A 20,079-nucleotide genomic window follows, 5' to 3' on the forward strand; every position below is an offset into this window, starting at 1 on the left:
AATAACCTCCTAACCCTTTACATCTTCGTTTTTTTTTTCGATAATAGTAACAATCATAATTTTTTAAAATAAATGTAAACGGAAATTTAGATAAAACTACTATTAGATAAAGGTGATCCCATGGCGAACGATCATGTTCTGACCGCTGAACAAGTCATCGACAGGACAAAAGTATATTTAAATGATGAGCATGCGGCACTAGTGAAGAAGGCATATGATTTTGCAAGGCATGCACATCGTGAACAATATCGAAAATCGGGTGAGCCTTATATCATCCACCCCATTCAAGTTGCGGGAATATTAGCTGATTTGGAGATGGATCCTTCCACAGTTGCAGCCGGTTTTCTTCATGATGTTGTAGAGGATACTGATGTCACACTTGCAGATATTAAAGAAGCCTTTAATGAGGAAGTGGCGATGCTCGTAGATGGCGTTACGAAGCTAGGAAAGATTAAATACAAATCGAAGGAAGAACAACAAGCCGAAAACCATCGGAAAATGTTCGTAGCAATGGCACAGGATATTCGAGTCATACTGATAAAACTAGCTGATAGACTTCACAATATGCGTACATTGAAGCATCTCCCTGCTGAAAAACAGCGCAGAATTTCAAATGAAACACTTGAAATATTCGCACCTCTTGCCCATCGACTAGGAATTTCAAAAATCAAATGGGAGCTTGAAGATACTGCTTTAAGATATTTAAATCCGCAGCAATACTATCGGATTGTCAACCTTATGAAAAAGAAGAGGGCTGAACGGGAGCAATATCTTGAAGATGTCATCGATGTGATGCGGACGAGGATGGAAGATGTATCGATTAAGTCCGAGATTTCAGGCCGCCCGAAGCATATTTACAGCATTTATCGGAAAATGGCTTTGCAAAATAAGCAATTTAGTGAAATATATGATTTGCTTGCAGTAAGAATTGTTGTTAATAGTATTAAAGATTGCTACGCAGTGCTAGGAATCATTCATACGTGCTGGAAGCCAATGCCAGGGCGTTTTAAGGATTATATTGCTATGCCGAAGCAAAACATGTATCAATCTCTTCATACGACTGTCATAGGTCCAAAGGGAGACCCGCTTGAGGTGCAGATTCGTACATTTGATATGCACCGAATCGCTGAGTTCGGGATTGCCGCTCACTGGGCTTATAAAGAAGGAAAAAAGGTCAATGAAGGAGCCCCCTCAATTGAAGACAAGCTGACATGGTTCCGTGAAATATTGGAGTTTCAGGATGATACGGTGAATGCAGAGGAATTCATGGAATCCCTGAAAATTGATCTGTTCTCTGATATGGTTTTTGTATTTACGCCTAAAGGAGATGTGATTGAGCTTCCTTCAGGTTCGGTTCCAATAGATTTTGCCTATCGGATTCACTCGGAAATCGGCAATAAAACAATTGGTTCAAAAGTAAATGGAAAAATGGTAACGTTGGATTATAAACTGAAAACGGGGGATATTATTGAAATATTAACGTCCAAGCATTCTTATGGACCAAGTAAGGACTGGCTAAAGCTTGCCCAAACCTCGCAGGCCAAAAATAAAATCCGGCAGTTCTTTAAAAAGCAAAGACGTGATGAGAATGTTGAGAAGGGCAAAGAATTAGTTGAAAAAGAAATCCGTAATATGGATTTTGATTTAAAAGAAATCTTAACGAATGAAAATGTTAAAAGAGTCATAGAAAAGTTTAATTTTACAAATGAAGAAGATATGTATGCGGCTGTTGGCTATAATGGTGTAACAGCTTTACAAGTTGCTAACAGGCTGACGGAAAAGTGGCGCAAAAAGCGCGATATGGAGCAAGCAGATATTATTACGAATGCAGTCTCTGAATTAAAATCATTCCCATCTACCAAAAAACGAGAATCGGGCGTCCGGGTTGCAGGAATCGATAATTTACTTATTCGTCTGTCACGCTGCTGTAATCCAGTGCCAGGAGATGAAATTGTCGGTTTCATTACGAAGGGGCGTGGCGTCTCTGTCCATCGAGCCGATTGTACGAATATTGTCACAGAGGATGCGAAAGCTAGATTGATTCCCGTAGAATGGGAAACAGCCTTAAATGATCGGAAAGAATATAGTGTTGAGATTGAGATCACTGGATATGATAGACGTGGATTATTAAATGAGGTTCTTCAAGCGGTAAATGAGACAAAGACGAATATTTCTGCAGTAACAGGCCGTTCGGATCGCAATAAATCAGCAACCATTAATATGACAATAGCTATCCATAATGTCAGCCATTTACAAAAAGTTGTCGACCGGATTAAACAAATTCCGGATGTATATGCTGTTCGCAGGATTATGAATTAAGGAGTATTTGTTATGCGTGTTGTTGTACAGCGAAGCAAGGAAGCAAGTGTAACCGTTGACGGAGAAATTGTCGGAAGCATTACAAAGGGGTTTGTATTGCTTGTCGGTGTCACACATGAAGATACAATCGAAGATGCGCAGTTTTTAGCTGAGAAAATCGCCAATCTGCGTGTCTTCGAAGATGATGCTGGAAAAATGAACCTTTCCATTCTAGACCAAGGCGGAGAGATTTTATCTGTTTCGCAATTTACTTTATACGGAGATTGTCGCAAAGGGCGCAGACCAAACTTTATGGAGGCAGCAAGACCAGAGCATGCAGTAAAAATATATGAAGCTTTAAATACTTGCCTTGAGGATAAAGGGATTAAGGTAGCGACCGGCATATTCGGAGCAATGATGGACGTTCAATTAATCAATGACGGACCGGTAACATTAATTGTTGATAGTAAATAGAAAAAGGGCGAGATGATACTCACCCTTTTAAAATTGCCCTGTGTGGGATACGGGCAGAATGTTGATCCGTCCTTTGGATCACTTTCTGTACGTGTACCACACAGTTTTTTTATATTCTGTAAGCTGTTGCTTAATTAAAATGCTTTGCCAGCCCTTGATAAATACCAGTCGTCACCATCTCCTGGTATTGACCTGAAGTAACAATCATTTCTTCTGTTGGATTACTTAAGTAACCAAGCTCCAACAGAATCGCATTGCGTTTATTTTCCCTTAATACATAATAGTCGCCAAATCGATAGTCGCGATTTTTTAAACTAGAATTAGAGGCAACAGAAGAATGAACATCAGCCGCAAGTCCTTTTTGATAGGAGTGATAGTAGTATGTAGTCATTCCTCTTACACTGCGATCTGCAATACTATCATAATGGATGCTAATAAATGCATCCGCATTATGATATTGTGCTGTGTATACCCTTGAGGACAAGGGAATAAATGTATCGGTATTTCTCGTAAGAATCACATTGGCGCCAGCTGCTTTTAATTTATCATATAATAGCTTTGCGGTTTTTAATGTCACTGTCTTCTCTATTGTTCCACTAACACCGGTCGTTCCATTATCTCTGCCTCCGTGACCAGGATCAATAACAATCTTCTTATTTTTTAAACTTGTTGTAGATCCCGGTTTTTGAACAACAGGTGCTGGACCGTTTACAGATACAATCCAACCTGCTATAAACCCGCTTTTTCCATTTGCCAGACGTACTTCATACCAATCATTTTGTATACTTATGACATCATAGGTTGCCCCTTGATCTGCTCTTTCAACAATCGCGGAAGATGGATCGGCGCTTTTTCTAATATTTGAACCATTATGAAGGATCGTAATGGTACTTTCCTGAACAGTCTGTTTGCTAGGTTCAGTTCCTTTATGATCAGGTTTTTCCAAGTACCAGTTTGCAACCCATCCATAGGAACCTTTTTTAAATTCAATTTTTACCCAATTATTTGCTTCCTCTAAGATTGTAAAGGTTTGTCCCATCGAAACAGAACCAATCGCTTTCCCGTTAAGTGAGCCTTTGCTTCTTACAGTTAAGGTGGTTGCGGTAACTGTGCCTGTCCCAGGCTTACTTGATTTTGAAGATTCTTGCGGTGTTTGCTCTTTTATTTCCGCATTCCCTCCGTCCACTTCAACATAATGACTGCTGACCCAGGCATGGTTACCTGAATAGGAGATTTCTGTCCATCCATTTTTTTGAGATAAAATTTTTACATTATCCCCTGCATTCAATTTTCCAATAATTGAACCATTCAATGACGGTTCACTACGAATATTAAGTGAATTAGAGGTGATTTTCCCACTTATCGTTTTTGAGGGCGTGCTATTAACAGAATTACTTTTGAATTGGACAAATTCACTTGAAACCCAACCTGCTCCATTTGGTGTATCAAGCTGAATCCAATCTCCATCTGTTGCAAGAACCTGAAAATTTTTCCCTTTGTTAATCGTCCCGATTACTTGATAGTTTGTGCCTGGACCTTTTCTAACTCTAAGTCCGTCAGCAATTATAGTTGCATGATTGTTCTTAGACTGTGAAACAGAAGTGCTGTTGATTTCACCGCTCTCCAATGTTACTAGCCAGTCAGCTGCCCAGCCCTTTTTTCCATCTTTTAATTGAATTTCAATCCAATCTTTCTTCTCGGAAAGATACGTGTAGCTTTCCCCTTTATTCACTTGCGCAACAACAGGATAGCTTAATCCGGGGCCCTCTCGAATATTTAAGCGATCAATCCCGATCTTGACGTTTTGTCCTGCAGCACTCGCAGGTGACAAATGTATAGGTGAAATTCCGATTAAAAGTATGAAACAAAAAAATAGGATTGCTTTTTTCTTTCTATGCATGTGCACACTCCTCTCCTTGATAGATTAACCGTTCCTCATCTTATTAGAAAAACAAAATTGCTTCAGTCAGTCAAGTCTTTCACGAGAATTGCCCTACTATAATTTCTCCTTTTGCTATCGATTTCCTTCTAAAAGTTTCATTCGACAAGCAATTAGATTAAAGAATAGTTTATTCACATTCATGGGAATACTAGAAAAGAATAAGTGAACGAGGGTGATAGAAATGAGATTTGGTGACAAGGGAATGTCTGTTCAATTAGGGGAAAATCAGCTTTTTGGCGTGGATTTTCATGATTTTATTCAGAAGGAGCAAGGTTCAAATATGGTTGAATTAGCTTCAGAATTTGGATTATCCGTTAAGGATGTCCGGAAATTGAAAAAACATTTAGAACGATCTTAACAAATCACTATTGACAATGCTCTTGATGATACGTATTATTATATAAATATTAAGAGAAGTTTCTCGCTGACAACGCGCACTTGGCGCAATAATACTACCGTTTGATGAAGAAGAGTAATTAAACCCCACATGAAAAGAGAAGAAATGTCATGGGCTGAAAGCATTTCTGCATGATGATTTAATGAATGAACACTTCGTAGGTTTCTCTCTGAAAGAAGCAATTGCTTTTAGTAGGAGTTGAACGTTAACAGGCGTTAACTGTAAAAGAGGAAGATCGTCAAGTTTGGCGGCTTCAACTAGGGTGGCACCACGGGAATCTCAGAAGCTCTCGTCCCTTGTATTTATATACAAGGAGGCGGGGGCTTTTTTATATTTAATAAACTTTTACACAATAATTTATTAGTAGGGGGAGACATACAATGTCTATTCGTTTACCAAGAGGAACTCAGGATATTCTCCCAGGTGAGATTGAAAAGTGGCACCTGATTGAAGAAAAGGCGAGAGAGCTTTGTGCAAAATTCCAGTATCGTGAAATTAGAACACCAATTTTTGAACATACAGAGCTGTTTCTCCGAAGTGTAGGGGATACAACGGATATTGTTCAAAAGGAAATGTATACTTTCGAGGATCGCGGTGAACGGAGCTTAACATTGCGACCAGAAGGCACGGCTGCTGTTGTTCGATCATTTGTTGAGCATAAAATGTTCGGTGATGCGAATCAGCCAGTCAAGCTTTATTATATGGGACCAATGTTCCGATATGAACGCCCGCAGGCTGGCCGCTACCGCCAATTTGTTCAATTTGGTGTGGAGGCAATTGGCAGTGCTGATCCGGCTATTGATGCGGAAGTGATTGCTGTAGCCATGTCACTTTACCAATCACTAGGCTTGAAAAAGCTGAAGCTAGTCATTAATAGTCTTGGAGATAAAGAAAGCAGAGCCGCACATCGAGATGCGTTAATCAATCACTTCAAACCGAGAATTGGTGAGTTTTGTAATGATTGTCAAAACCGTCTTGAAAAAAATCCGATGCGCATCCTTGATTGTAAGCAGGATAGGGATCATAAGCTAATGGCAACTGCTCCATCAATCATCGATTACTTAAACGAGGATTCGAAGCACTATTTTGAAAAAGTTCAACAATATTTAAGAGATCTTAATATTGCTTTCGAGGTTGACTCGAATCTTGTTCGCGGACTAGATTATTACAATCACACTGCCTTTGAAATCATGAGTGATGCAGAAGGCTTTGGAGCAATTACCACTCTTTGCGGGGGCGGCCGCTACAATGGGCTTACCGAGGAAATTGGCGGACCAGAGGCACCAGGAATCGGCTTTGCGATGAGCATTGAACGCTTTATTGCCGCATTAGAAGCTGAAAAAGTAGAGCTTCCAATTGATAAAGCAATTGATTGCTACCTTGTTTCATTAGGAGAGGAAGCGAAGGATTATACAGTCGGGCTGCTTCACAAGCTCCGTCTAGCAGGCTTTTCTGCTGAGAGAGACTATCTCGATCGAAAAATAAAAGCTCAATTTAAAGCAGCAGATCGTGCAAAGGCGAAGTATGTAGCTGTTCTTGGTGAGGATGAGCTGAAAGCTAATAAAATCAACCTGAAGTCAATGGATACAGGTGAACAAACAGAGTTTGACCTTGAAACCTTTGTAGAAAAATTTGCTGAATTACTATAAAAATAATGTATATTTGCGAAATCTAATATTATTTTGCGAAAATCTAGATTTAATTGCAAAATCCTAATTTTATATGCAAAATCAAAGATTTATTTGCAAAAAAACATTTATAATTGCAAATCCAATTATTACTCATAAAAATTACTGTCTAAATAATAGGAGGAATCATCATGTTTGGGAGATCGTATTACTGCGGAGAAATAACAGAGGCGGCAATTGGTGAAAAAGTAATTTTAAAAGGATGGGTGCAAAAAAGACGTGATCTAGGCGGATTGATTTTCATTGATCTGCGTGACCGAACGGGAATCGTGCAAGTTGTATTTAATCCGGAAACATCTCCTGAGGCTTTAGTTTCAGCGGAGCGAGTAAGAAATGAGTTTGTACTCGATATCGAAGGTGTCGTAGTTGCTAGGGAAGAAGGAACAGTAAACCCGAACTTAAAAACAGGTCATATCGAAATTAAAGCAGAAAAAATTACCATATTAAATGAAGCAAAAACACCGCCATTTATGCTGGATGACAAAACGGATGTTTCAGAGGATGTCCGCCTTAAATATCGTTATCTTGATTTAAGAAGACCAGTCATGTTTGAAACATTAAAAATGCGCCATCAAGTAACGAAGGCGATGAGAGAGTTTCTTGATGGGGAAGGCTTCCTTGACATTGAAACACCTATTCTAACAAAGAGTACTCCTGAAGGAGCACGTGACTACTTAGTTCCGAGCCGCGTTCATCCTGGTGAATTCTATGCACTCCCACAATCACCGCAAATTTTTAAACAGCTGTTAATGGTTGGCGGCTTCGAACGCTACTATCAAATTGCCCGCTGTTTCCGTGATGAGGATTTACGTGCTGACCGCCAGCCGGAATTTACACAAGTCGATATGGAAATGAGCTTCATGAGTCAAGCTGATATTATCCATTTAATGGAGAATATGATGAGCAAAATTATGAAAGAGGTCAAAGGAATTGACGTTCAAATCCCATTCCCGCAAATGACTTATCAAGAGGCAATGGACCGCTATGGTTCGGATAAGCCTGATACACGTTTTGAAATGGAATTAACGGACCTATCTGAAATTGTTAAGGACTCAAGCTTTAAGGTATTTGCGGGTGCTGTTTCTTCTGGAGGCCAAGTAAAGGCGATCAACGTGAAGAATGGAGCAGGCAAGTACTCTAGAAAAGATATTGATGCGTTAACAGAGTTTGTCTCCGTCTATGGAGCAAAGGGGCTCGCATGGTTAAAAGCGGAGGAAGATGGACTAAAAGGGCCGATTTCTAAATTTGTTACAGAAGAAGAGCAAAACGCAATTAAAACTGCGCTTTCTGTTGAAGCAGGTGACCTTCTCTTATTTGTAGCCGATAAGACAAGTGTTGTAGCGGATGCTTTAGGTGCACTTCGTATCAAGATAGGAAAAGAGCTTGAACTAATTGATCAAAGCAAGTTCAACTTCCTTTGGGTAACGGATTGGCCATTGCTTGAGTATGCTGAAGAGGAAGGCCGCTATTATGCAGCGCATCATCCATTTACCATGCCTGCGAGGGAAGACCTAGCTCTTCTTGATTCTGACCCATCGCAAGTAAGAGCTCAAGCCTATGACCTTGTATTAAATGGCTATGAGCTTGGAGGGGGATCTCTTCGAATTTTTGAAAGAGAAGTGCAGGAAAAAATGTTTAATGTCCTTGGCTTTTCAAAAGAGGAAGCGTATGAGCAGTTTGGCTTCTTAATGGATGCGTTTGAATATGGAACTCCTCCACATGGAGGGATTGCTTTAGGACTTGACAGACTTGTCATGATTTTGGCTGGAAGAACCAATCTTCGTGACACGATTGCCTTCCCGAAAACGGCTAGTGCAAGCTGTGTCTTAACAGAAGCACCTGGTGAAGTAAGTGAATCACAATTAGATGATTTACACTTAAAGTTAAATTTAAAAAAATGAGAATTGACCTATTTGTGAGTGCTTGAAAGAGCAAATTGGATATGATAAAATACAGGTAATCAAATAAAGAGTCCTGATGTGTTCGTTGTGTAACCTAAAATTTTGACCAACATTATTTCTTCGGGAGATCGGGTTTTCCAGCCGCGTAAATGCCTTATGGATGAGGACTTACAAAAGCGGAAACAGGTCACCCACCTGCTGAGTGCGGGTTCAAAACGAAGGCATCAAGGCGACGGCACGATTGGGACTCTTTACGTACATATGAATAATAAAATCCATGTCAATTGCGACATGGATTTATTTTTTGTTACCAGGCAGCTCTATACTCTGATGTAATTGTATTGATAATATCCCGTACTGACATGATTTTTTTAATTTCTGCTACTCTTGATCCGGCAAATACTAAGCCGTTTTCAACATCTCCTCCAACTGATTTCAGCAGAGAATCTAAAGTACAAAAGCGGTAAGAGCAATTTTTTAAACAATCATGACATTTTTCAATTTTTAATTTACCAGAGCCTGAAATTAATTCCGTAAATTTATTTTTTATCGCTCTCCCCTGTAGTCCAACGGTTGTTTTGACTAGAATGGTATCCTCTTCTTTGGCATGAACATATTTCTCTTTAAATACAAGTGGAGCATCGCATTCTTCACTGGCAACAAATCTAGTCCCCATTTGGACACCTGATGCCCCTAATCGAATAGCCTTAGCTAAATCCAGCCCTGTTAATATCCCTCCGGCTGCTATCACTGGAATTTTTACTGCTTCCACAACTTCAGGCAGAATCTCAAATAGCGGTCGGTCTGTTCCAAGATGTCCTCCAGCTTCATGTCCTTCCACGACAACGGCAGCTGCACCTAATCTTTCAGATAGCTTAGCAAGTTTTGCTGAGGATACGATCGATATAACAGGAACACAAAATTCCTTTCCCCAAGCGTACATATCGCGAGAAATTCCTGCACCAGAAATGATAAAATCTACCTTCTCTTCAAGCGCAGCCTTCATTTTTTCTGCAAAATCGTTCATAGCAAATAGAACATTCACACCGATATAGCCGGTATCATTTATAAGCTCCTTTGCCCTTCTTATGTGGAAACGCAATTCTTCTGTAGAGATCCCTGTACCTGAAATAATTCCGATCCCGCCTGCATTGGCAACAGCTGAAGCCAGCCCGCTGAGCGATATGCCAACTCCCATCCCTCCTTGAAGGATTGGAACTTTTGGCTCCATATGTCCAATTTTTAATTGCGGTAAGCTCATACGATTTCCCCATTTCTTCCCATATTTTTCATCCCCGCCTAAGCGTATCACCCGAAGAAAAAATATAATAGTGACAACTGTCATCTGGTCATAACAGTTAGTATAAAAATTTTTTGGTTAGTGTAGATGCTTATTTTTTTCAAAAAGTATGATATATTCATTATCGGGAAAAAAATAAGGGAGTATCATTTTAAAAGTTATGGAGTTGAGATAGATGTTGCATCAATTTTCACGAAATGAATTGGCTTTTGGCAAGGAAGGCCTTGAAATAATGAAAAATAGTACGGTAGCTGTTCTTGGTGTTGGCGGAGTAGGGACCTTTGCAGCTGAAGCATTAGCTCGTTCTGGGGTTGGCCGATTAGTTCTTGTTGATAAGGACGATGTAGATATTACGAATGTGAATCGGCAAATCATTGCCTTACTTTCAACCATTGGGCAGCCAAAGGTTGATTTAATGAAAGAAAGAATTAAAGATATTAATCCAGAATGTGAAGTTATTGCACTGAAAATGTTTTACACTGAAGAAACATATGAACAGTTTTTCGAGCATGGTCTCGATTTTGTCATTGATGCGTCAGATACAATATCCTATAAAATCCATTTAATGAAGGAATGCTTAAAGCGAAACATCCCAATTATTTCAAGTATGGGTGCTGCAAATAAAATAGATCCAACGCGATTCCAAATTGCGGATATTTCCAAAACGCATACAGATCCAATTGCAAAAGTTATTCGCACCCGCTTGAGAAAAGAAGGAATTAGAAAAGGCATTCCAGTTGTTTTCTCTGATGAAAGTCCGATTGTCATTCGGGAAGATGTTCGGAAGGTTGTAGGAAAGGAAGATGCAGAAATCCGCAAAGCCAAAATGCCGCCTGCATCTAACGCTTTCTGCCCGTCAACAGCAGGTTTGATTATGGCAAGCTATGTGACTAGAAAGCTGTTAAAGGATATTAAAATTTATCGTGTGAATGATTAATAATCGATTGAACGAGCCTGGCTAGTGAATAGTCAGGCTTTTTTGTCTTAAAAAGATAGTGCGATAATAAATAACTAAAAATGTAGAATTCTAATTGACGAATGATTATGTATCAGTGTACTATGTAACTAGAACACTAAAACACCGATACGGAGGTCGGAACATGTGGAATTTTTTAAAGGTCTGATCTATAAAGAATTAAAACTAACGAAAAATTGGTTTGTGGTCGGAATTGCTTTATTAATTTTGGGTGTAGTGGCCGGATTAGGCCTAACAAAATATTTCAATGAGCCGAATATTTTTGCTGTAGTAGCAGTCACGATCTTAGTAGGACATGGTTTTTATCTTCCAGCATACCTTCTTCATTCTCTTAATATAGAGGCCCAAACACAGCTTTGGCTTCATAATCCAAATAGCGGAGCCATTCTCTTTCTTGCTAAATTAACAGCTGGGTTTATTTTATATGTAGTTTCTTTTTTTATAGCATTTGTAATTGCGATATGGGGATTAACTCATGCTGTGAATGGGGAAAGCTTATTTAATTTAACTGGTGAACCAGTTCTTAATATCACTTTAATAGGACTGGGGATTACGCTTGGAACACTTTTTTTGGGAGTCTGGGTTTTATTTTATTGGTCCTTATTTCATTCACTAAAAAAGGTTCCATTTCTGCACTCTATCCGCTGGCCGATTGTTATTGGCACTTGGATTCTGCTTACTGCTATAGGCAATTATGTGAACAATCTTCCTATTTATCAAAAACTTAAAAACATAGGAATAATTAAACTCGATGCATACTCAATTGAGTTTTTGGTAGGGAAGTCTTCTGCTTCAGCTGGTTTTGTAGATAATGCTGAACTTTCAATAATGAATGGAGCTATTTATACAATTCTTGTTATTTTTGTTTTTTCTGCTTCTGTATGGCTGTTAGAGCGGAAAGTTGAGGTGTGACGCCATGGTTGAGGAATTCCAAGCATCAAAGCCAATTTATATGCAAATTGCTGACAAAATTAATCAGCAGATTATCAGAGGGGATTTATTGCCGGGAAACAAACTCCCTTCCGTTCGTGAAATGGCAGTACAGACGGGAGTTAATCCAAATACGATTCAACGAACATACAGTGAATTGGAGAGGATGGAGATCGTGGAAACGAAGCGAGGACAAGGAACGTTTGTAACAGAGAATGAAGGGATGATTCATCAATTAAAGCTCGGTATGCAAATGGACATTATTGAATCGTTTGTCAAAAATATGAAGGAACTTGGACTTACAGAAGAGGATATGATCTCTGGCTTAAAAAGATTTTTTAATGGGAAGCGGGAGATGTAAGATGATTGAGTTTAAGAATATATCAAAAAAATATGGCCGGTATTCTGGATTAGAGGATGTTTCCTTCACGCTGGAAAAAGGAAAAATTTACGGATTAATTGGCCCGAACGGAAGCGGGAAATCAACAACATTAAAAATAATAGCTGGACTGGTGCATCCATCAAAGGGGACAGTTCTTGTTAAAGGAACAGAAGTCAATAGAAGAATCGCCAAAGAAGTTGCGTATTTATCGGAACTAGATATATTTTATCAGCCTTTTAAAGTGAAGGATATGATTGACTTTTATGCCTCTCAGTTTGAGGATTTTCGAATAGAGCGTGCAAATGAATTGCTTACATTTATGAAACTGGATCCCGACAAGAAGCTAAAGCAATTGTCAAAAGGAAATCGGGGCAGATTAAAACTTGTGCTTGCATTGGCGAGAGAGACATCCGTTTTGCTTTTAGATGAGCCTTTTTCAGGTCTTGACCCAATGGTAAGAGATTCGATTGTAAAAGGTTTACTATCCTATATCGATTTTGAAAATCAGACAGTTGTTATCGCGACTCATGAAATAGATGAGATCGAGCCGCTTTTGGATGAGGTACTTGCCATTAAAGATGGAAAAGTAATTGATTGGCAAAATGTCGAGAATTTAAGAGAAACTAAAGGTTTATCGATTATTCAGTGGATGAAGGAGACTTTTAAAGAATGAGAGGAGAAAAAACTATGGATACCCTCGTGGAAATTCAAAATGTAACTAAAACTATAAAGGGCAGAACGATTATTGATTCTCTGAGCTTTAATGTCAATAAAGGGGAAGTATTTGGCTTCCTAGGCCCAAATGGAGCAGGAAAAACAACAACGATTCGAATGATTGTCGGCTTGATTGGCATGACTTCCGGTGATATTAAAATCCTCGGTCACAGTATTAAAACAGATTTTGAGCAGGCAATTAAACATGTTGGAGGCATCGTTGAAAATCCGGAAATGTATAAATTCATGAGCGGTTATCAAAATCTTGTTCATTTTGCCAGGATGTCTCAAGGGGTTACAAAAGAAAAAATTGCTGAAACAGTAGAGTTCGTGGGTCTGACAGATCGAATCCATGACAAGGTAAAAACGTATTCACTTGGCATGAGGCAGCGTCTTGGTTTAGCTCAGTGTCTTTTGCATGATCCGAAAATTTTAATTCTGGATGAGCCGACGAATGGTTTGGATCCTGCAGGAATTCGTGAAATCAGGGATCATGTTAGAAAGCTGGCAAAAGAAAAGGATATGGCTGTTATCGTATCAAGCCATTTGCTATCAGAAATGGAAATGATGTGCGATCGAATTGGAATTATTCAACAAGGAAAGCTTATTGATGTTCAGCTTATGACTGATTTTGTTCAGGGAAATGAGAAAATTTATGAAATTGAGGTAGAAGGAAAAGAGAAGGCCGGTCGAATTGTAAAAGAGATGTATCCCGATTTGAGAGTTCAATTAACTGAAATTGGTGTTGCTCTGCCGCTTAAAAGAGAGAATATTCCTGAGGTAATAAAACACCTTGTTAATCAAGACATTCATATTTTTGGAGTGAAGGAAGTAACGAAGACATTAGAAGATCGTTTCCTTGAAGTTACTTCACAAAAGGGGGAACTTGTTCATGATTAAATTGATTCAAAATGAATGGATGAAAATATTTAGAAGGACGGGAACGTATGTTATGATCGGGCTGCTCCTTTTTGTATTAATCGTTATGGGCGGCTTTATAAAATACCAGGATAGCAAAGGAAGTGTTCCGGACAATTCGGAGTGGAAAAAGGGACTTCAAGTTCAGAATGAAAGCTATCAAAAAGAATTAACTGAAATGGGAGATGCCATTCCTCCAGAAGTAAAACTTAGCTATGAAAGAGAAATCGCCATAAACGAATATAGAATTGAAAATGATTTATCGCCAAATGAAGAGTATTCTGTTTGGGGATTTCTAACAGATACATCGCAGATGATTGAATTTGCAGGTCTATTCACTATCATCATTGCGGCAGGAATTGTTGCCAGTGAATTTAACTGGGGAACAATCAAGCTCCTTTTAATAAGACCGATTAAACGAGGAAAAATATTAGCGGCAAAGTATTTGACAGTCTTGCTATTTGGCTTATTCATGCTTTTCATTCTGTTTGCATTTTCAGCTATTTTAGGAATGGCTCTCTTTGGTTTCCCTAATGAAGCTGTACCATATTTGAACTATTATGATGGTTCTGTAACGGAGCAGAGTATGCTTCTGCATCTAATCAATTATTTCGGACTGAAATCGATTAATATGATTATGCTAGCAACCATGGCATTCATGATATCTGCAGCATTCAGAAATAGCTCATTAGCAATCGGCTTGTCCCTTTTCCTTATGTTCATGGGAGGCCAACTGACAAGACTAATTGCAATCAAATACGAATGGGCGAAATATATCCTTTTTGCAAACACAGATCTTCTTCAATATTTTGAGGGAGCTCCAATGGTGGAAGGAATGACAATCGGCTTTTCGATTACAATGATCATTGTTTACTTCCTTCTGTTTCAAGCTATTGCGTTTTACGTATTTAAGAAGAGGGATGTTGCTGCATAGAAAGAGGGATGGCGCCTGCCATCCCTTTCTTATTTCATTATCTTACTATAAATTGTTGCCAATGCCTGTTCAAATTTCCCTGTCTTCTTCGGCTCATAGTAGGTTTTATTTTTTAAACGGTCAGGCAAATATTGCTGTTTTACCCAGCCGCCTTCGTAATCATGCGGGTATTTGTATTCAATTCCCCGGCCTAGCTCTTTAGCTCCTTTATAATGAGCATCCTTTAAGTGATCAGGCACTTCTCCGCTTCTGCCAGCTCTTATATCTGCTAAGGCTGCATCAATGGCAATGATAGCTGAATTGGATTTTGGCGACAAACATAATTCAATGACAGCATTTGCAAGCGGAATCCTTGCTTCAGGAAATCCGATTCGTTCAGCTGTTTCAATAGCAGCGAGTGTTCTTGCTCCAGCCTGCGGCGAAGCAAGTCCAATATCTTCATAGGCAATCACGATTAATCTTCTGGAGATGCTTTGCAGATCTCCTACTTCAATTAATCGTCCTAAATAGTGTAATGCGGCATTTACATCACTGCCGCGAATCGATTTCTGGAAGGCTGACAGCACATCATAATGTGCGTCCCCGTCTTTGTCATGTGACAGACTCTTTCGCTGCATACATTCCTCGGCAGATTGCAAATCAATGTGGATAATGCCAGAATCATCAGACTCTGTAGATAAAACAGCTAGCTCTAATGCATTTAAAGAGCTTCGGACATCTCCGTTAGAAGCAGTTGCAAAGTGTGTTAGCGCATCTTCACTAATATTGACATGTTTTTCACCTAATCCATATTCACTATCTCCAAGTGCTCTTAGTAGCGCCTCTTTAATATTTTCTACTGATAAAGGCTTTAATTCGAAAATTTGACAGCGGCTTCTGATCGCCGGATTGATAGCATGATATGGATTGCTTGTCGTTGCCCCAATTAATGTAATCATTCCATTTTCTAAATAAGGAAGCAGAAAATCTTGTTTTCCTTTATCCAGCCGGTGAACCTCATCAAGAAGAAGAATGACCTTTCCAGACATTTTTGCTTCTGCTGCAACGACTTCCATATCCTTTTTGTTGTTTGTTACTGCGTTAAGCGTGCGAAAAGCATAGCTTGTACTTCCAGCGATGGCACTTGCAATGGAGGTTTTGCCGATTCCAGGGGGACCGTATAGGATCATCGAGGATAGCTGTTTTGCCTTTACCATCCGATGAATGATTTTGCCTTCAGCTACAAGATGCTCCTGACCAATGATCTCTTCAATGGACCTCGGCCGCATTCGAAAGGCCAACGGTTTAATACTCATTTCTATCACTCCAAAACGTTCAAAAGTTATTAAAATAAACATACCATATTCCATGTTCCGGCAAAATGATAAAGCTGATTAAATATGTTATAATGACAAAAGTCTATCTAATTACTAAGAATAAACCTTTCATGGCGGGGAGATAAAAGCAATGAATGCGAAAAAAAGCGGTCAAATAGGTGCGAGATTTATTGTGTATTTAACCGGTCTCCTCGTTATGAGCCTAGGGATTGTATTATTAATAGTTGCTGATTTAGGCGCAACGCCATGGGATGTTCTGCATGTCGGCCTGTATTATCAGTTAGGGCTGACAATTGGAAGCTGGTCAGTAATTGTTGGGATTGTGATATTGACCGTTGCCTCACTTATCTCAAAAGAGTTCCCGAAAATGGGTGCTTTTTTAAATATGGTTTTGATTGGTGTTTTTATTGATCTTTATTTATTGCTGCCATTTATGCAGACTCCCTCCTCCTTAGCTGGCCAGATCGTAATGTTTCTGTTCGGGATTATTATCTATTGTTATGGAATGGGCATCTATATTTCAGCACAGTTTGGAGCAGGTCCAAGGGATAGTCTAATGATTGCCTTAACATCGAAGACAGGCTGGAAGGTTGGCCGTGTTCGAAGCTGCATGGAGGTGGTCGTTCTAATGATTGGCTGGCAGCTTGGTGGCCCAGTATTTTGGGGAACAGTGATCATTGGTTTAGCAATCGGACCACTGGCAGGGAAGGCATTGCCACAATGTCAGATGGCAACAGACCGATTTTTAGCAAGTTTGAAAAAGCAAGTATACACAACAATTGATAAAGAGAAGGATAGAGGTGTAAGTTGATGAAAATATCGACAAAAGGACGATATGGGTTAACGATTATGATTGAATTAGCAAAAAAACATGGAGAAGGTCCGATCTCATTGAAATCAATTGCACAGACGAATAATTTATCTGAGCATTATCTAGAACAGCTCATTGCCCCTTTAAGAAATGCCGGTTTAGTAAAAAGTATTCGTGGTGCATACGGTGGCTATGTTCTTGGAGATGTCCCAGCAAATATTACAGCCGGCGATATTATTCGAGTGCTGGAAGGACCAATTAGTCCTGTTGAAGGAATTGAAGATGAGGAACCAGCTAAAAAACATCTATGGATGCGTATTCGTGATGCTGTGAAAGATGTTTTGGACAGTACAACAGTTGAAGATTTAGCTAACTATAACGATGATGGCGGATCTGATGGATATATGTTCTATATTTAATTAGGCCGAGGAATTTGAAAGGGACAATCGACCGGAAAAATGGCATTTTTGACCGGAATACTAATAAAATCGACCGGAAAAACAATAAAATAGCCGGAATATCCGAAAATTGACCGGAAAGTTAAAAAGAGTACCATAGAAGAAGGTGAATAAATTGGAACGGATTTACGTTGACCATGCGGCTACTTCGCCTATGCATCCAAAAGTATTCGACAAAATGATAGAGGTAATGGGTGCGGAATTTGGCAATCCGTCAAGCATCCACCATTTCGGCCGCAGGGCCCGTCATATTATTGATGAAGCTCGTGCCGAATTAGCGAAAAGCATTGGTGCTGAAGCGAATGAAATTATTTTTACAAGTGGTGGAACGGAAGCGGATAATCATGCCGTTTTTGGCGTGGCAGAATCGTACGGAGAGCTTGGAAAGCATATTATTACAACGCAAATGGAGCACCATGCGGTTTTGCATGCATGTCAGCAATTGGAAAATCTAGGGTTTGAAGTTACTTATCTGCCAGTTGACAAAGAAGGAAGGGTCCAGGCGGCAGATGTTGAGAAAGCATTAAGAGATGATACAATCCTTGTGACAATCATGTATGGCAATAATGAGGTTGGAACGATACAGCCGATTAAAGAAATCGGACAAATTCTCGCTGAACATCCTGCTATTTTCCATACAGATGCTGTCCAGGCGTATGGATTGGAAAAAATAAACGTAAAAGAATCTGGAATCGATTTATTATCAGTTTCCGCTCATAAAATAAATGGACCTAAAGGAATCGGATTTTTATATGCAAGCAAAGATGTGAAGCTTTCTCCCCGTTTATTTGGCGGCGAACAGGAAAGAAAGAGACGTGCAGGGACAGAAAACGTTCCTTCCATTGCGGGTTTTCTTGAGGCTGTTCGGATTAGTCAGCAAGAGATGGAAAGCAAGGGAAAAGAGTATCGAGGGTTTAAGTCAGCTTTTTTAAAAAAACTAACTGAAAATCAAATTGAATTCAGTCAAAACGGATCACTTGATTATTCATTGCCTCATGTTTTAAACTTAAGCTTTCCTGGAACAAATGTGGAGGCCATGCTTGTGAATTTAGATTTAGCAGGTATTGCTGCATCAAGCGGGTCTGCATGTACAGCGGGCTCAATTGATCCATCGCATGTGCTTGTTGCCATGTTTGGTCAAGGAGATGAACGCCTGCAAAATTCAATTCGCTTTAGTTTTGGTCTTTTCAATACATTAGAGCAGGTTGAAAAAGCAGCAGAAGAAACGAGCAAAATTGTTAAGCGATTATCTAAATAGATTATTTTAATGGGAAACGTGGTGAAATGAAATGACTAAAGCACCGAAGGATACCCGCGTTGTTGTAGGGATGTCCGGTGGAGTCGATTCCTCGGTTGCCGCACTTCTTCTTAAGGAGCAAGGCTATGATGTGATCGGCATTTTTATGAAAAATTGGGATGATACCGATGAAAACGGAGTATGTACAGCAACAGAGGATTATGAAGATGTGATTCGTGTTTGTAATCAAATTGGGATTCCTTACTATGCAGTTAATTTCGAAAAGCAATATTGGGACAAGGTGTTTACTTATTTCCTTGATGAGTATAAAGCAGGAAGAACGCCAAACCCTGATGTAATGTGTAATAAAGAAATTAAGTTTAAGGCATTTCTTGAGCATGCAATGAATCTGGGTGCAGATTATTTAGCAACCGGCCATTATGCAAGAGTAGAGCATCGCGATGGTGAGGTTAAAATGCTTCGTGGGATCGATGAAAATAAGGATCAAACGTATTTCTTAAACCAATTAAGCCAAGAACAGCTCGAAAAGGTGATGTTTCCAATTGGAAACATTGAAAAATCTAAAGTACGGGAGCTAGCAGCAGCTGCTGACCTTGCAACGGCAACGAAGAAGGACAGTACAGGTATTTGTTTTATTGGCGAACGGAATTTCAAAGAATTTTTGGGCAACTATTTGCCTGCTCAGCCTGGGAATATGGAAACCTTCGATGGGAAAGTAATGGGCAAGCATGATGGGCTCATGTACTATACGATCGGTCAGCGTCATGGATTGGGAATTGGCGGATCTGGAGAACCTTGGTTTGCGATTGGGAAGGATTTAAAGAGAAATATCCTTTATGTCGGACAAGGCTTCCACAATGAAAAACTATATTCACATTCCATTACAGCGGTGAATGTAAGGTGGGTTTCAAATGATGAGAAGCCAAAAACATTTGAATGTACAGCAAAATTTAGATACCGCCAGCCAGATAATAAAGTAACTGTTGAGCAATTGGATGACAATAAAGTGAGAGTCATCTTTGATGAACCAATTCGTGCAATTACACCTGGTCAAGCAGTCGTTTTCTACAATGGGGATGAGTGTCTTGGCGGCGGAACGATTGATGAAGTATATAAGGACGGGAAACGTTTAGATTATGTTGGATAATTTGGCTGCCTCAATTCTATCAATTAGAGTTGGGGCTTCTTCATGATTCAGAATTTATATCCTTTGCACTTTGAAAAGTGTCTAGCTACAGCGCCTATGTCCTATCAAACTTCGGGTCTCCTCCGTAACGATTGCGTCAACCACGGCTCGCACTCGCTCACCGTGGTTCCTTTATCTCAGTCATTAAAAGGCGGGGCGACTGTTTATCCCCGACAAGCATAAGATGAACTGCGGC

Annotated in this window: 18 protein-coding genes, 1 other RNA gene and 1 other annotated feature; of the genes, 16 read left to right on the forward strand and 3 right to left on the reverse strand. The window is 39.6% G+C overall.

Annotated features, from left to right (window positions below; translation table 11 throughout):
* Window positions 1-120: 120 nt before the first annotated feature.
* Both FI644_RS16400 and dtd read left to right on the forward strand, forming a co-directional pair.
* Window positions 121-2,319 carry a RelA/SpoT family protein gene (locus tag FI644_RS16400; RefSeq protein WP_053477136.1) on the forward strand — a complete coding sequence of 733 codons (2,199 nt, stop codon included), beginning with the start codon at window positions 121-123 and terminating at the stop codon, window positions 2,317-2,319.
* A 12-nt stretch (window positions 2,320-2,331) separates the two neighbouring features.
* Complete coding sequence (gene dtd, locus FI644_RS16405) at window positions 2,332-2,772, forward strand: D-aminoacyl-tRNA deacylase (protein ID WP_142108613.1); 441 nt, start codon at window positions 2,332-2,334, stop codon at window positions 2,770-2,772.
* A 130-nt stretch (window positions 2,773-2,902) separates the two neighbouring features.
* Here dtd and FI644_RS16410 read toward each other — a convergent pair whose 3' ends face one another.
* Window positions 2,903-4,672, reverse strand: a complete 1,770-nt coding sequence (locus FI644_RS16410) for an N-acetylmuramoyl-L-alanine amidase family protein (protein WP_142108614.1) — start codon at window positions 4,670-4,672, stop codon at window positions 2,903-2,905.
* A 223-nt stretch (window positions 4,673-4,895) separates the two neighbouring features.
* Here FI644_RS16410 and FI644_RS26385 point away from each other — a divergent pair, with 223 nt between their 5' ends.
* From FI644_RS26385 to ssrS, 4 genes are all read left to right on the forward strand, one after another.
* Window positions 4,896-5,072 (forward strand): hypothetical protein, encoded by a 177-nt coding sequence (locus FI644_RS26385; protein ID WP_053477133.1) that lies wholly within the window; start codon window positions 4,896-4,898, stop codon window positions 5,070-5,072.
* Window positions 5,073-5,163: 91 nt separating this feature from the next.
* Window positions 5,164-5,411 (forward strand) — a binding site (T-box leader).
* Window positions 5,412-5,491: 80 nt separating this feature from the next.
* Window positions 5,492-6,760: a histidine--tRNA ligase gene (hisS, locus tag FI644_RS16415; RefSeq protein WP_056685867.1), complete on the forward strand. Its 1,269-nt coding sequence runs from the start codon at window positions 5,492-5,494 to the stop codon at window positions 6,758-6,760.
* 170 nt (window positions 6,761-6,930) lie between these two features.
* Window positions 6,931-8,700 carry an aspartate--tRNA ligase gene (gene aspS, locus FI644_RS16420; RefSeq protein ID WP_056685864.1) on the forward strand — a complete coding sequence of 590 codons (1,770 nt, stop codon included), beginning with the start codon at window positions 6,931-6,933 and terminating at the stop codon, window positions 8,698-8,700.
* Between the two features lie 67 nt (window positions 8,701-8,767).
* Window positions 8,768-8,952: non-coding RNA, 6S RNA (gene ssrS / locus FI644_RS16425), on the forward strand.
* Between the two features lie 55 nt (window positions 8,953-9,007).
* Here ssrS and FI644_RS16430 read toward each other — a convergent pair.
* On the reverse strand, window positions 9,008-9,961 hold the full coding sequence (locus tag FI644_RS16430; protein ID WP_053477130.1) for an NAD(P)H-dependent flavin oxidoreductase: 954 nt from the start codon (window positions 9,959-9,961) through the stop codon (window positions 9,008-9,010).
* 214 nt (window positions 9,962-10,175) lie between these two features.
* Between FI644_RS16430 and FI644_RS16435 the strand changes: the two genes are divergently transcribed.
* The 6 genes from FI644_RS16435 (at window position 10,176) to FI644_RS16460 (ending at window position 14,854) form a co-directional block, all read left to right on the forward strand.
* The gene (locus tag FI644_RS16435; protein WP_053477129.1) at window positions 10,176-10,937 is read left to right on the forward strand and encodes a tRNA threonylcarbamoyladenosine dehydratase; all 762 of its coding nucleotides are present in this window, start codon (window positions 10,176-10,178) and stop codon (window positions 10,935-10,937) included.
* A gap of 165 nt (window positions 10,938-11,102) precedes the next feature.
* Window positions 11,103-11,888 (forward strand): hypothetical protein, encoded by a 786-nt coding sequence (locus FI644_RS16440; protein WP_142108615.1) that lies wholly within the window; start codon window positions 11,103-11,105, stop codon window positions 11,886-11,888.
* Window positions 11,889-11,892: 4 nt separating this feature from the next.
* On the forward strand, window positions 11,893-12,267 hold the full coding sequence (locus FI644_RS16445) for a GntR family transcriptional regulator (protein WP_053477127.1): 375 nt from the start codon (window positions 11,893-11,895) through the stop codon (window positions 12,265-12,267).
* Window position 12,268: 1 nt separating this feature from the next.
* On the forward strand, window positions 12,269-12,961 hold the full coding sequence (locus FI644_RS16450) for an ABC transporter ATP-binding protein (RefSeq protein ID WP_056685857.1): 693 nt from the start codon (window positions 12,269-12,271) through the stop codon (window positions 12,959-12,961).
* A 14-nt stretch (window positions 12,962-12,975) separates the two neighbouring features.
* Complete coding sequence (locus tag FI644_RS16455; RefSeq protein ID WP_142108616.1) at window positions 12,976-13,902, forward strand: ABC transporter ATP-binding protein; 927 nt, start codon at window positions 12,976-12,978, stop codon at window positions 13,900-13,902.
* Complete coding sequence (locus tag FI644_RS16460) at window positions 13,895-14,854, forward strand: ABC transporter permease (RefSeq protein WP_056685854.1); 960 nt, start codon at window positions 13,895-13,897, stop codon at window positions 14,852-14,854. Before FI644_RS16455 ends, FI644_RS16460 begins: the two co-directional genes overlap by 8 nt.
* Window positions 14,855-14,883: 29 nt before the next feature.
* On the opposite strand, the gene FI644_RS16465 is transcribed toward FI644_RS16460, so the two are convergent.
* Entirely contained in the window at window positions 14,884-16,149 is a 1,266-nt protein-coding gene (locus FI644_RS16465; protein WP_142108617.1) for a replication-associated recombination protein A, read from the reverse strand.
* Between the two features lie 151 nt (window positions 16,150-16,300).
* Here FI644_RS16465 and FI644_RS16470 point away from each other — a divergent pair, with 151 nt between their 5' ends.
* From FI644_RS16470 to mnmA, 4 genes are all read left to right on the forward strand, one after another.
* A complete protein-coding gene (locus FI644_RS16470; RefSeq protein ID WP_142108618.1) occupies window positions 16,301-16,981 on the forward strand; it encodes a YczE/YyaS/YitT family protein in 681 nt (226 codons plus the stop codon).
* Complete coding sequence (gene cymR, locus FI644_RS16475; protein ID WP_053477122.1) at window positions 16,981-17,400, forward strand: cysteine metabolism transcriptional regulator CymR; 420 nt, start codon at window positions 16,981-16,983, stop codon at window positions 17,398-17,400. The genes FI644_RS16470 and cymR overlap by 1 nt, the downstream gene beginning before the upstream one ends.
* Before the next feature lie 154 nt (window positions 17,401-17,554).
* On the forward strand, window positions 17,555-18,697 hold the full coding sequence (locus FI644_RS16480) for a cysteine desulfurase family protein (protein WP_053477121.1): 1,143 nt from the start codon (window positions 17,555-17,557) through the stop codon (window positions 18,695-18,697).
* Between the two features lie 31 nt (window positions 18,698-18,728).
* Window positions 18,729-19,844, forward strand: coding sequence for a tRNA 2-thiouridine(34) synthase MnmA (mnmA, locus tag FI644_RS16485; RefSeq protein WP_053477120.1), 1,116 nt, complete (start codon window positions 18,729-18,731; stop codon window positions 19,842-19,844).
* Window positions 19,845-20,079: the final 235 nt, after the last annotated feature.

Source organism: Cytobacillus solani (assembly GCF_006704205.1).
Lineage (GTDB): Bacteria > Bacillota > Bacilli > Bacillales > Cytobacillaceae > Cytobacillus > Cytobacillus solani.

Bases quoted from the DNA above. Each gene is read 5' to 3' on its own strand.
- FI644_RS16435 (WP_053477129.1), top strand. From the start codon at position 10,176: ATGTTGCATCAATTTTCACGAAATGAATTGGCTTTTGGCAAGGAAGGC.
- FI644_RS26385 (WP_053477133.1), top strand. From the start codon at position 4,896: ATGAGATTTGGTGACAAGGGAATGTCTGTTCAATTAGGGGAAAATCAG.
- aspS (WP_056685864.1), top strand. From the start codon at position 6,931: ATGTTTGGGAGATCGTATTACTGCGGAGAAATAACAGAGGCGGCAATT.
- mnmA (WP_053477120.1), top strand. From the start codon at position 18,729: ATGACTAAAGCACCGAAGGATACCCGCGTTGTTGTAGGGATGTCCGGT.
- hisS (WP_056685867.1), top strand. From the start codon at position 5,492: ATGTCTATTCGTTTACCAAGAGGAACTCAGGATATTCTCCCAGGTGAG.
- FI644_RS16400 (WP_053477136.1), top strand. From the start codon at position 121: ATGGCGAACGATCATGTTCTGACCGCTGAACAAGTCATCGACAGGACA.
- FI644_RS16460 (WP_056685854.1), top strand. From the start codon at position 13,895: ATGATTAAATTGATTCAAAATGAATGGATGAAAATATTTAGAAGGACG.
- FI644_RS16450 (WP_056685857.1), top strand. From the start codon at position 12,269: ATGATTGAGTTTAAGAATATATCAAAAAAATATGGCCGGTATTCTGGA.
- FI644_RS16445 (WP_053477127.1), top strand. From the start codon at position 11,893: ATGGTTGAGGAATTCCAAGCATCAAAGCCAATTTATATGCAAATTGCT.
- FI644_RS16465 (WP_142108617.1), bottom strand. From the start codon at position 16,149: ATGAGTATTAAACCGTTGGCCTTTCGAATGCGGCCGAGGTCCATTGAA.
- cymR (WP_053477122.1), top strand. From the start codon at position 16,981: ATGAAAATATCGACAAAAGGACGATATGGGTTAACGATTATGATTGAA.
- FI644_RS16455 (WP_142108616.1), top strand. From the start codon at position 12,976: ATGGATACCCTCGTGGAAATTCAAAATGTAACTAAAACTATAAAGGGC.
- FI644_RS16470 (WP_142108618.1), top strand. From the start codon at position 16,301: ATGAATGCGAAAAAAAGCGGTCAAATAGGTGCGAGATTTATTGTGTAT.
- dtd (WP_142108613.1), top strand. From the start codon at position 2,332: ATGCGTGTTGTTGTACAGCGAAGCAAGGAAGCAAGTGTAACCGTTGAC.
- FI644_RS16410 (WP_142108614.1), bottom strand. From the start codon at position 4,672: ATGCATAGAAAGAAAAAAGCAATCCTATTTTTTTGTTTCATACTTTTA.
- FI644_RS16430 (WP_053477130.1), bottom strand. From the start codon at position 9,961: ATGAGCTTACCGCAATTAAAAATTGGACATATGGAGCCAAAAGTTCCA.